At 68.8% G+C, this 12,087-nt stretch carries 11 protein-coding genes; 1 reads left to right on the plus strand and 10 read right to left on the minus strand.

Features of this window, described 5'->3' with window-relative positions; all coding sequences use genetic code 11:
• Positions 1–5: 5 nt before the first annotated feature.
• From C2868_RS04380 to C2868_RS04405, 6 genes are read right to left on the minus strand one after another with little or no spacing between them, the layout of a single operon-like run.
• Positions 6–1,169 (minus strand): thiolase family protein, encoded by a 1,164-nt coding sequence (locus tag C2868_RS04380; protein ID WP_100811391.1) that lies wholly within the window; start codon positions 1,167–1,169, stop codon positions 6–8.
• Entirely contained in the window at positions 1,166–2,671 is a 1,506-nt protein-coding gene (locus tag C2868_RS04385; protein WP_100811191.1) for an AMP-binding protein, read from the minus strand. Before C2868_RS04385 ends, C2868_RS04380 begins: the two co-directional genes overlap by 4 nt.
• Before the next feature lies 1 nt (position 2,672).
• Positions 2,673–3,602: a fumarylacetoacetate hydrolase family protein gene (locus C2868_RS04390; protein WP_100811390.1), complete on the minus strand. Its 930-nt coding sequence runs from the start codon at positions 3,600–3,602 to the stop codon at positions 2,673–2,675.
• Between the two features lie 7 nt (positions 3,603–3,609).
• Positions 3,610–4,458 (minus strand): fumarylacetoacetate hydrolase family protein, encoded by an 849-nt coding sequence (locus C2868_RS04395; protein ID WP_100811190.1) that lies wholly within the window; start codon positions 4,456–4,458, stop codon positions 3,610–3,612.
• Positions 4,459–4,466: 8 nt separating this feature from the next.
• Complete coding sequence (locus C2868_RS04400; RefSeq protein WP_157813927.1) at positions 4,467–5,282, minus strand: alpha/beta fold hydrolase; 816 nt, start codon at positions 5,280–5,282, stop codon at positions 4,467–4,469.
• Entirely contained in the window at positions 5,275–6,903 is a 1,629-nt protein-coding gene (locus C2868_RS04405) for an FAD-dependent monooxygenase (RefSeq protein ID WP_100811188.1), read from the minus strand. The genes C2868_RS04400 and C2868_RS04405 overlap by 8 nt, the downstream gene beginning before the upstream one ends.
• 183 nt (positions 6,904–7,086) lie before the next feature.
• On the opposite strand from C2868_RS04405, the gene C2868_RS04410 reads away from it, so the two are divergent.
• The gene (locus tag C2868_RS04410) at positions 7,087–8,700 is read left to right on the plus strand and encodes a helix-turn-helix domain-containing protein (RefSeq protein ID WP_103662993.1); all 1,614 of its coding nucleotides are present in this window, start codon (positions 7,087–7,089) and stop codon (positions 8,698–8,700) included.
• Between the two features lie 106 nt (positions 8,701–8,806).
• Here C2868_RS04410 and C2868_RS04415 read toward each other — a convergent pair whose 3' ends face one another.
• From C2868_RS04415 to C2868_RS04430, 4 genes are read right to left on the minus strand one after another with little or no spacing between them, the layout of a single operon-like run.
• Positions 8,807–9,493 (minus strand): HEAT repeat domain-containing protein, encoded by a 687-nt coding sequence (locus C2868_RS04415; RefSeq protein ID WP_100811185.1) that lies wholly within the window; start codon positions 9,491–9,493, stop codon positions 8,807–8,809.
• 31 nt (positions 9,494–9,524) lie between these two features.
• Positions 9,525–9,905 (minus strand): HtaA domain-containing protein, encoded by a 381-nt coding sequence (locus C2868_RS04420; RefSeq protein WP_100811184.1) that lies wholly within the window; start codon positions 9,903–9,905, stop codon positions 9,525–9,527.
• Positions 9,902–11,413: an aldehyde dehydrogenase gene (locus tag C2868_RS04425; protein ID WP_103662994.1), complete on the minus strand. Its 1,512-nt coding sequence runs from the start codon at positions 11,411–11,413 to the stop codon at positions 9,902–9,904. The genes C2868_RS04420 and C2868_RS04425 overlap by 4 nt, the downstream gene beginning before the upstream one ends.
• A 13-nt stretch (positions 11,414–11,426) precedes the next feature.
• Positions 11,427–12,083: an HD domain-containing protein gene (locus C2868_RS04430; RefSeq protein WP_103662995.1), complete on the minus strand. Its 657-nt coding sequence runs from the start codon at positions 12,081–12,083 to the stop codon at positions 11,427–11,429.
• Between the last annotated feature and the right edge of the window lie 4 nt (positions 12,084–12,087).

Raw genomic sequence — 12,087 nt, forward strand, 5'->3', positions numbered from 1 at the left:
TGGCCTCAGTCGCGTTCCAAGACGGTCACGCTGCAGACCGCGGACGTGTACGGCGCGGTGGTGACGGCGCCGCCGGCGTTCTGCGCTACGGCAACACGCGCATCAGGCACCTGCCGACCTCCTGCGCGACCGAGCAGCTGATCGACGAGCTCGACGATCTGCGCGGCACCGGTCGCACCGACCGGGTGGCCCCTGCTCACCAGCCCGCCACCGGTGTTCACCGGGAGAGAACCGTCGAAACGGAGGTCGCCGTCGAGCGCGCGGCGCCAAGCGTGTCCGTGCTCGACGGCGCCGATCTCCTCGAGAGCGACCAAACCGGCCGAGCTTGCGGCGTCGTGCACCTCGAGCACGTCGACGTCGGTCGGGCGGCGTCCCGCTGTGGCGAATGCCTCCGCTGCGGTGCGTCGGATGAGTTCGCCGCCCTCCGCGCGTCGCCCGGACCGAAGCGCGATGCTGCGCACGGCGATCGCGGCATCGGTCCGCGGTCGCGACGAGACAAGGACCGCGGCCGCCCCATCACCTACCGGTGAGCACATGAGGAGTCGAAGCGGGTCGTCGATGACCCGCGACTCGAGGATCTCCTGCGGTGTCGCCGCCGAACGGTACTGGGCGCGGGGGTTCAGGCTGCCGTGCAGCCGTGCGGTTGAGGCGGCGTGGGCGAAGGCCTCGATGGTCGCGCCGGTGGCCGCCATGTAGTCGCGTGCCTCCTGGGCGTAGATGCTCATGAAGACGGATGCGCCAGGGCGCCCCACGCCGGCAGCCGTGATGTCGACCCCTGTCGCGAGCGCGTCGAACGCACGCGCCTTGTCGGGGGAGGTCATCTTCTCGACACCGATCGCGAGAGCTGTCTCGCAGGCTCCGGCGCGGACTGCGTTGACCGCGAGAAGAAGGGCGCTCGAACTCGACGCGCACGCGTTCTCGATGTTGACGATGGGGACTCCAGCCAGGCCGGTGTCGAGCAGGGCCAGCTGGCCCTGGATCATCGCCTGACCGGTCATCAGCGATCCGATCGCATTGCCGACCGCGACGAATCCCACCTCCTCCGGCGAGCTGCCGGCGTCAGCCAGCACCTCGTCCACCACGGCGGTGACCATTTCCTTGATCGAGCGCTCCGGATGCTTGCCGAAGGGAGTGCATGCGACTCCCGTGATGTAGACAGAGCCGCTCATCGCATCCGCTCCGTCCACCCCGGCCATGCCTGGCGGAGGGCGACTTTGTCGACCTTGCCCACCGCGGTGGTCGGGAGGACATCGACGCGCACCACGGCCTTCGGCTGCTTGTAGCGACCGAGGGCGTCGTCGCACGCGACTCGGACAGAATCGTCGTCGAAACCCTCCTCGGCGACCACGTAGGCGACGACGGCCTCGCCCCAATCGGGATGAGGGATGCCCACCACTGCCGTCTGCCGTACGCCGGCGACGCCAGCGATCACCTGCTCTACCTCTGTGGTGTAGACGTTGAACCCGCCGGTGATCACCATGTCGTTCTTGCGGTCGAGGAGATGCACGAAGCCGTCGGCATCGATCGTGCCGATGTCACCGGTGTGGAGCCACCCACCCCGAAGGGTCTCGGCCGTCTTCTCCGGCATTCCCCGGTACCCAGTCATGACGTACGGTGCCCGCGCGCAGATCTCGCCCACCTGGCCCGTCGGCACAGGGCGGTCGTCGTCATCGAGCACCGCCACCGATACCAAGGCCGCCGCTCGTCCGCAGCTGGAGAGCCGGTCGGGATGCGCCGGGTCATGGTCCTCCCGTGTCAGACGGGTGAGGAAGTTCGGCGCCTCGGACTGCCCGTACAGCTGCATGAAGACCGGCCCGAACCGTTCAATCCCCTGTTCTAGCCGCTCGAGCGTGATCGGCGCCGCTCCGTAGAGGATGGTGCGCAACGACACGATCTCGCCCTCGCGGTGGTCGGCGTCGAGGAGACGGTAGATCATCGTCGGCACGAGAAAGAGCACGGTGATCGCGTGCTCGATGACCGTGTCGATGACCGTGCTCGCGTCGAAGCGCGTCGCCAGTACGTGGAAGGCGCCCTTCAGCAGCCCGGCGTTCAGGAGGAAGCCCGCGGAATGGGCGAGCGGCGCGGTCAGGGGGATCCGCTCGTCATCGAGAATGCCGATCTCGATGTCGTGGGCGAGGAGGTTGACCGCGAGCGCTTCCTGGGTGTGCAGCACGCCCTTCTGCCGGCCGGTAGTGCCGCCCGTGTACAGGATGAGCGCGATGTCCGCGGGTGCGACCTTCACGTCCGGCGGTCCGTCCGTCTCGGTCGCGAGCGCCCGCTCCCACGCCTCGCCGAGCTCGATCACCTGGGCGACCCCGGCGTCGCGCGCCACCGCGGCGAGAGTGTCGTCGGCGAGCGCGACCGTCGCGCCGCTGTCGGCCAGGATGTAAGCCATCTCGGCGGCGGACAGCATCGGGTTGATCGGGACCTTCGCTCCACCCGCACGCAGGATCGCCTGGTCGGCGACGACCCATTCCACGCGGTTCCCCATCAGAAGCGCAACCGGATCACCGGGCGAGACCCCGGCGGCGACGAGCAGGTGGGCGAGCCGATCCGCGCTGCGCTCCAGTTGGCGGTAGTTGAGGGTGCGGCCGTCTGGGCCGAGCAGCGCCGCCCGGTCGCCGAAGCGGGCAATCCCGCCGACCAGCAGGGAACGGAGGGTGAGCTCCATCTCAGTACCCCGTGCTCAGACGTTCGGCCGTCGGCGCTGCGACGACTCGGTGGCGCAGCTCGCCCAGCTGCTCCACCGCGAGCCGGACATCGTCGCCTGGCTGCAGCCATCCACGGAAGTTCTGGCGATCGGTGACGTATTGCTCGAATAGGCATCCGCTCTCGACGGTGCCTGAACCGATCACGTCGCCCGGCCGCAGCCTCGTTCCGCGCGATGCGAACGCGATCATGTCGGCGAAGCCCCAGTCGATCGAACTCCAGCGCCCATGGCTGACGAGTTCGTCATCGACGCGCACGGTCATCTCCAGGTCGTAGCCTGCACCCGACCGGAACGGCTCGATCTCGTCGGGAGTCACGAGAGCGGGTCCCAGCGTGTTGGCGGTGTCCTTGCCCTTGCCCGGCCCGAGGCGCAACGGCATCTCCTTCATCTGCAGATCCCGCGAGCTCCAGTCGCAGTAGACCATGAAGCCCGCGATATGGGACTCCGCATCGGCGAGCGGGATGTCGCATCCGACCCGTCCGATGACCGCCGCAATCTCGAGCTCGAAGTCGAACATCTCGGTGTCGGGCGCCATCGGGACATCGTCGCGTGGGCCGAAGCGCACATCCGGGTTCGTGAAGTACGCGGGCGGGAAGGTCTCGAATCGCTCGTCCACGGGCATATCGATCGCCGAAGACACGTTTCGCAGGTGCTGGAGGAACCCCGCGCAGTCGCGGATCGACCGCGGTTGCAGCGGACTTCGGAGCAGCGCCTTGTCCAACTCGACGACCTCGGCGGGCCGTCTCAAAGCCCTCTCGCCCTGCGTCTGGAGCTCACCGGCGTCGAGCAAGTCGACCATGCTGGGCCCCGAATCCAGCCCATGCACTACCGCGTCGGCGATCACGCCCACGCGGTTGTCGCCGTCGGAGGACGCGTACGTGACGAATCTCATCTGATACTCACGAGCCCGAGGCGACCAGGGTGGTGCGCAGAGCACCGATCCCCTCGACCTCGCTGACGATCTCCTGACCCGGAGCCAGGAAACGCTTCGGGGTGCGGGCGAATCCGACGCCGGAAGAGGTACCGGTGAAGATCAGGTCGCCTGGGCGCAGGGTGACGACGCTCGAGAGGAGAGAGACGAGCCGGGGGATGCTGAAAATGAGGTTGGACGTACGGAAGTCCTGCACCACCTCCCCGTCCAGGATGCAGCGCAGGGCAATGTCATCGCGGTTGTCGAACTCGTCGGGGCTGACCAGCCACGGGCCGGTCGGTCCGTAGCCGGGGAACGACTTGCCGAGGCTGAACTGCGGATACGAAGGCCCCGCGAGCTGGAGCTCCCGGTCGGAGATGTCCTGACCGATGGTGAGGCCGGCGACGTGGTCCCACCCGTCAGCGTCGCTCACGAGGTGTCCCTCGCGACCGATCACCACGACGAGCTCGAGCTCCCAGTCGGTCATCGGACGTGCGATCTCGACCGGTGCGGCCGGAGCGCCGATACATGACGGGAATTTTGTGAAGACAGAAGGAAAGTCAGGGATCTGCAGCGAGGCCTCCTCCGCATGGTCGAGATAGTTGAGGGAGATGGCGAAGACCTGCGACGGTCGTGGTGACGGCGCGCCCAGCGTGGCGACGTCGATATCGCCCGGACGCCCGGCGTTCTGCTCCGACGCCCAGGCGCGGAACTCGTCCCACACCTCGTAGATGTCAGCGATCCCGGCGGGGAAGCGGCCGCCGGATGCGTCGTGGACGTCGACGGGGGCACCATCGACGAAGATCGTCGGTCGATTCACGATGGAGGCCAGGTACATGTCTCAACTCATTTCTGGTCGGGGTGAACTCGGGCGAGGAATCCCGAGATGGCGGCCGCGGTCGGCGCAGCCGCCTCGAGGGTTGCCAGGTGGCCTGCGCCGGGGAGGACGACGAGTTCCGCGTCAGGGATCGCGTCGACCATCTCCGGTCCTCTCGATGTGCCGGGGTCGCGCTCGCCCCACACCACGAGCGTGGGGCAGCGGATCTGGGATAGCTGGTCGCTGACCGGCCGATAAGTCGCGGGGACCCGCGCGGCCAGGGCGACACCCTCCCGGGGGTGCGCCAGCATCTGCTGGAGCTCGCGCTCGGCTGCGTCGGGGTGTGCATCGAGCCAACCGGGGGCGTGGAAGATGCGCTGGAGCCCTGCCGCCGCATCGCGTCTGACCGTCTCGTCGTCCCCTGCGAGCGCGTCGCCGACCGCTGCGACCGCGGCGACCGCATCGGGCCCAGGAGGCTGGGGAGACGCGTTGATGAGCACCATCGCGTCGACCAGCTCCGGGTAGCGGATCGCGGTGCGCGTGGCGATCGCGCCGCCTTGCGAGAGACCGACGAGGATCGCAGACTCCTCTCCCAGCGCCGAGACGAGCTCCGGCATCGCCGCCACCAGGTCGTCGGCTGTCCACCCTGCCGGGTCCCAGCCCGACTCGCCGTGGCCAGGCCAGTCGATCGCGACCAGACGGTACGGACCCGTGACTGCCGCCATCGTGTCGGCGAAGGTGACTCGCCCGCTGAGCGTGCCATGGAGAAAGAGCACGAGCGGCCCCGCGCCCATCTCGGTGCAGGCCCAGTCGATGCCGCCCACCCGGACGTGACGGTCAGACATGCCCACGCACCAGGTCGATCAGGGTCTCGACATCCGCTGGCGCCACGTCACCGCGCCATGCGACGTGCTGATCGGGGCGCACCAGCACGAGCTTCGCCTCGCACAACTCGGCGAGCTCCTGCGAGCCCGGGGTGAGGACGAGCAGCGGGACACCTCGGTCGTGGGCCGCAGCCTCGAACGGGGTGGTGTCCGGTCCCTCCTCCGTCACGACCAGCGTGAACCATGGCCCCAGCCGGTCGTACAGCGAGGTCGTGTCATCGAGCCAGACGTGCGGAAGGCGCGAGCCGGGTGACGCGGTGGGGATGTAGTCGCCGGCGGTCGACTCCGGCGGGTTCGGTTGATGCGCGATGATCGGGGACCCGTTGTATTGGTACCCGAGCTGCGCGCCCATGCTCTTCAGCTCCGACACCTTCTTCTCGAAGATCATCTCGGTGACTTCCGCTCGTGCCGCGTCGCCGCCCGGACCGTCCTGCTCCATGTGATCGCGTGCCATGTTCGGTCCGATGAGAGAGGTGTTCTTCGCGCACACGTCGAGGATCCACTCCTCGGCCTCTCGGCGCTCTTGGCTGTAGCTGGGGATGAGCGCGGAGCCACCCCATCCCTGCAGGGTTGCACCGATCTTCCAGCCCAGGTCGGCGGCGTCGCCGATGCCGATGTTCATGCCGAACCCGCCATACGGCGAGATCAGGTGGGCGGCGTCACCGGCGAGCAGAACGCGCCCGTGGTCGTAGCGCGGCGCCATCACGGAGTGGACCATCAGCTGACCGCCACCGAGCGATTCGAGCTCGGTGTCCGTTCCCAGCTGGCGCAAATAGTACGCGCTCACGGAGGACCAGTCGTCGGGGTCGACGCCGTCCGGTGCGGGGGCGTCGAAGAACAGATAGGTGTCGTCGGAGTCCTGGGCGAACACGATGAGACCCGTGCGGTCCTCGTTGATCAGCCAGTAGAAGGCCGATAGCCCCGTGGGACGGGCGAGTTCCTTCAGTTTGGGGGCGCGGACGTGCCAGGCCATCGCGGAGGTGAGGTTCGGCAGGCCTTCGAGCTTGACGCCCAGCTGCCTGCGGACGAAGCTGCGGCTGCCGTCGGCGCCGACCAGGTACGCCCCGCTCGCCGACCCTGCAATGCCGTCCCGATCGACGAACTCCACGGTGACTCCATCATCGGTCTGCGCGAAGCCTGTCACTTCGATGCCGAACCGCAGGTCGATCTCGTAGAGCTCCGCGGCCCGGTCGCGGAGGGTCTTCTCGATCGCGGGGTTCGGCGCCCATTCCGGGGTCTCGGCGGCGAAGGGGAACCGGGCCGCCCACTCGACGCCGCCCTCCAGGTTGGCCAGGGTGTGGCCGCCGACGACGCGAGTCATGAACCGTACGTCGCGCTTCATCTCGGGGTCGATCGGGTCATTGCGCCTCAGTGCGTCGGCGATGCCCCAGCGCCGGAAGTGTTCCATCGAGCGCGCGTTGGTCTGGTTGGTACGCGGTCCGAACGACTCGTCGGGAAGACGAGCCTCGAAGACGATCGTGCGCACGCCGCGCAAGGCGAGATCGATCGCGACTGCCAGTCCGATCGGGCCTCCGCCTGCAACGAGCACCGTCTGAGCGTTATCGGTGGGGGAAGGGGTCATGGGATCTCCTGACGTCGTTGTCGGGTCCGCCGGTGGAGTTCCCGGACGGCACGATTGACTCTTCCGGGTGGCGTGGAGCGACGATAGACACGTCGTGACAAAGTTCTCGGGCTGTCGGTTGTCAGCGCGTGACAGCCGAATACAATCGCTGCTACACCCGACTCGACGAAGAGGAGAGGGGCAGTGGTCCACCCGACCGACGACACACCGGAACCAGCCGGAGCGGACCCGCGCGCCCGTTTCCTGCGCCAACTGCTCGCCGCACGCTCGGTCCACGAGGCGATGAAAGCTGCGACCGAAGAGGTCGTCGCCTGGGTGGAATGCGACGTGTCCTGGGTGGCTCCGATCGTCGACGGGCACCTCCTGATGGGTGCCCACACGGGCCTTCGGACCGTCGAGATGGCGTCGTCGTGGACACTCGCGCTGGGTGAGGGCATCGGCGGACGGGTCGCCCTCGACGGGATCGCCGCGACGTGCCGAAACTACGCCGCAGACCCCCGCCGCGGACCGGTGATGGCGCGTGTCATCGATCAGGAGGGGATTCTGGCGACGCTGACGCTTCCCGTCTATGCCGGCGAGCACATCTTCGGCGTCATCTACGCCGCCGATCGGCACATGCATGACTGGACCGAAGTCCAGCTGGATCGCATGGGCCAAATCGCGCAGACCTTGTCAGCATGCGTGGCGTCGCTTCGCGAAGTCGATGCCGTGCGGGGCGCTCTCCTTACCGCCCAGGAGGAGCTCGCCGCAACGGACCGCGCGATGCGCACCACGGAACTCGTCGCCGACTCGCTCAGCCTTCGTGGTGGCGCCCACAGAGCGCTCGAGATACTCGCACAGGACCTGGGGATGACGGTTGAGCTGCGGCAGCGTGAAGGAGCGGCGATCGACGTGGTCGTGGCCGACCGAACCATGCGCGATCCGGAAGTGCGCTGGACGCACATCGCCGGACGCACCGGCGATTTCGCTTTCGTCGTCCGAGGGAATCGCGAGCTGACGCGGTCGGAGACGAGGCTGCTGCGCACCTCGACCTCGATGATCGGGGGCCTGCTAACCGATCTTGCGATCCGGGCCAGATCGATCCTGGATGATGGCAACGCGCAGCTCAACGAGCTTCTCGATCACGAATGGCACGGACCTTCGCGCGCCCCCGCCCTCTTCGCGCGCCGCCCGAACCACCGGGGTGCTGCGACCGACATCGACGCCGGACTACTGGGCGATGCCCTCGAGAGCGTTCTGCCCCACACCCCGCTCTGCCGTCGGGGCGATGAACTGGTCGCCTTACTCGACGCGACCGACGGGATCCCGCACATTCGCGACAAGATCGAGCACGGCATCCTCCCCAGGATCGGCTCCGAGCCGTGGGTCGTGGTGATCGGCGAAGCATGCGATGGAGCAAAAAACCTGCGCGTCTGCCTCGACAACATCGCATCGATCGGGGAGTCCGCACGGTCCGACGAGCACGGCCCCCGCGTTCGCACGGTGAACACGATCGACGCGACGCTGGCCGGCGGAGTCTCGTCAGAGCGCCTCGGCCGACAGATTGAGCACCTGCTTGGCCCGCTGGCCGCAGCCGATGAGACATCGGGGACGGAGTACCTGCGCACGCTCACGGCCTACCTGAAATGCGATCGCCACCTCGGCCGGACGGCGGCACGGCTGCACGTCCACGCGAACACCGTGCGCTACCGGGTCATGCGGATCGAGGAGATCCTGTCGATGGATCTGAAGGACGTGGATCACCGCTTTCGGATCGATGCGGCTCTCAGGCTGATGACTACGGCGCACGGCTCGTGACGGAGAGCATGCACCTGCGCTGATGACGCAGGCGCGGATGGGCTGGGCCAGCGTGCTCATCGCCAAGATCCCCGCGAGCACCCCGCGGATGCAGTGCAGTGCGCCGTCAGAGCAGAACGGACAGGCGCTTCTTGTGCCGGTTCTGGTTCACGATCCACGCGATATCGGGATCGGCGGTGTCCAGATCGGCGAAAGAGGCAAGGCCAGGGATGGGATCGGCGGCGATCGCGACGCTCCAGCAATATCCGAGCGCCTGCCGGAGCTTCCGCGCATCGGGATGCGTGCGGCGCTCGGCGGGAAGCGTTGCGAGCTGACGCGTCACTCGTCTGCAGACCTCGATCGCGAGCGCCGCGGCGTCGGGAGTGCGCAGGAGACGCGGCTGGCAGATCGCGGCCGCGGCAGCGCGCTGAACCCACGGGTCCGGATCGTCGGCCCACCTCAGCACGACGGAGCTCAGCGCGGCCGGTGCGACATCGCCCAACAGCTGGAGGCCGATCGCGACGCCTTCTCTCACCCGCCAATGCTCGTCGGAGGCAAGGTCGTGTGCCCTCGACTCGGACTCGGGATCGTCTGCGCGGCGCCCGAGGGCCGCAGCCGCGCACATCAGCGGGTACTCGTCGCCGCTTCGCACCAGTTCGTCGATCGCGAGGGCATCAGCGAGTCCCGCGACCGTCTCGACCAACGGGAGATTGGCGCGCGGGCCGGGCAGGCCCGAGTGCTCGGCCAGGTACGCCGGCCACTCCGACCGATCCAGCCCCTGCAACTCCGCGATCGTGGCGTCAGCGCTGACCATGATCCGAGCGTACGCTCTCTCCCGCGCCCGGTCAGGGCCGGACGGAGACGGTGTCCATGACCGTCCCGGTGGCGTAGAAGCCGCCCAACATCAGCGCCCCGTCCACGGTCAGGCGCGCCTCGTCGCCGACGATCGTGGCGAACACGATGCGGGCCCCGTCGCGACCGCGGACCGTGAGCTCCGCCCGGTCCTTCTCGAAGCGCGGTTCGGCGACGGTCCAGTCGAGCATCCCCTCGTGCGCCCGGAATCGCACGAAGCCGCGGAAGCCGCCCGGGATGCGCGGATCCGCGGGAAAGAGCGCCTCGTCGTCGTCCCAGACGGCACCGTCTCCCGCCTCGATCGCGCCGCCGGCGGAGCGTACGTACTCCTGCAGGCTGCGCTTGACGCCCCAGCGCAGGACGACTCCCGTCACGCGCGCACCCTGCGGTGCACCGACTGGTAGGTGAGGTAGGCGTTGAGCCCCTCGACGCCGTACTCGACGCCCAAGCCCGAGTCGCGGCGACCGCCGAACGGCGCGGCGTGGTTCGAGCCGAAGAAATTGATGCCGATCGAGCCCGTGTCGACCCGGGTGGCGACCTCGAAGGCGCGGTCCTCGTTCTGCCCGAACACGATGCCGCCGAGACCGAACGGTGTGGCGTTCGCGAGGGCGACCGCCTCGTCGACGTCGCGCGCGGGCATGATCGACAGCACGGGGCCGAAGATCTCCTCGCGGGCGATCGCCATCTCGGCGGTGACGTCGGCGAAGACGGTGGGCGTCACGAAGAAGCCCTCCGCGATCGCGGGTTCGACGTCGCCGCCGGTGACGACCCGCGCGCCCTCCGCAATGCCGCTGCGGATGTAGTCGCGCACGATGCCCTGCTGCGCGCGCGTCGCCGAGGGGCCGAACACCGTCGCCGGGTCGAGCGGGTCGCCCTGGACGGCGGCCGAGACCGTGGCCGCGACGGCATCGACGACCTCTTCGTAGCGCTCGGGGGTGACGATGAGCCGCGTCGAGATGTAGCACGTCTGACCCGTGTTGCGCAGACAGGAGCGGATGAGCACGCGCTGCAGATGCGCGACGTCCGCGTCCGGGAGGACGATGGCCGCGGATTTCCCGCCGAGTTCGAGCGTCACCGGGCGCAGGAGCTCCCCGCACGCCGCCGCGATCCGGCGGCCCACGGGCGTCGACCCGGTGAAGGCGACCTTGTCGACGTCCGGATGACGCACGAGCCGATCGCCGACGCGGGCGTCGCCGGTGACGAGATTCACGACGCCCGCCGGAATGCCCGCCTCGACGGCGGCATCGAGCAGAAAGCGGATCGACAGCGGCGTCGGAGACGCCGGCTTCACCACGACCGTGCAGCCGGCGATCAGCGCCGGCGCGAGCTTGATGACGACGAGATTGATGGGGAAGTTCCACGGAGCGATCAGCGCGCACACGCCGATCGGCTCGCGCCGCACGGTCGTCGCCTGCGTCGGGTCCAGCGGGGCGACGCGGACGTCCTCGCGCTCCAGGATGTCTGCGAGGCCCGCGAAGTAGCGGATGATCCCGGCGGCGTTCGCGGCCTGGCCGGAGGTCTCCGCGAGGGGCGAACCGTTCTCGAGAGAGTTCGTCACGGCGAGGGGATCGCTCCGCCGCTCGATCGCGTCCGCCCACGCACGCATCCGCGCCGCGCGTTCCCCGGGGGCGAGCCCCGCCCAGCCGGGGAAGGCGGCGCGTGCGGCGCGCACCGCACGGTCGACGTCGCGGTCGGAGGCGACGGGGACCGATCCCCATGCCTCGGCGGTCGCGGGGTCGATGACGTCCTGCCTCTCGCCGGTCTCGGCCGCGACGTACTCGCCGCCGATGAACACGTCGTCGACGTGGCGGTAGGGCAGGCGTGCAGCCGCGTCCCGGTGTCGGGCGAGCGCGGTGCGCGGCGGGGCTTCGGGGATCGTCATGTCGGTCGTCCTCCTACAGCAGGTCGATCTTCAGCAGCTCGATCGTGCGCACGAGCTCGGCCTCAGCCATGCGGCGGCCGGAGGCCGTGATGAGCTCGTCGAGCACCCCGTCCTCCAGCTGCCGTACGATCTCGCGTGGCGTCCGGCCGAACCATTCCGCGGAGAAGGCCGTGCCGGTCGGGGTGAACCGCCAGAGGCGATCGGCGTCGCGGACGATGGCGTCCTCGAGGCTGCGGTGGTCCAAACGGGTGTCGTGACCATCGATGATGTCGGTCACCTTCGTCACGAACGCGTCATCGAAGCCCAGCGGAGGCAGGAGCTCGCGGGCGATCGCGCAGCCCTCCGCCTCGTGCAGGATGCGTGCGTCGGACTGGCGCCAGTTCTCGGAGCGGAAGCCGTCCGCGATCATGGCCTCCGCATCCACCCGCGCCCAGCCGACGTCGTGGAGGAGGATCGCGACGCGCGCGACCCGCTCGTCGGCATCCGGGTAGTCGTCCAGCAGCAGCTCGGCGAAGGAGAACGAAAGAGGGATGTGAATGTCGTTGCGGCGCGCGCGCATGTACGGCTCCGCCGCGCGCCACAGGTCGTCGAGGTCGGTGTAGGCGCGGCGCGGCGACTGGCCGTTGCCGAGCGTCTGGACGTTGTCGAACGTGTGGAGGAAGCGGGTCATGGAT

Source organism: Microbacterium sp. CJ77 (assembly GCF_002911615.1).
Taxonomy (GTDB): Bacteria; Actinomycetota; Actinomycetes; order Actinomycetales; family Microbacteriaceae; genus Microbacterium.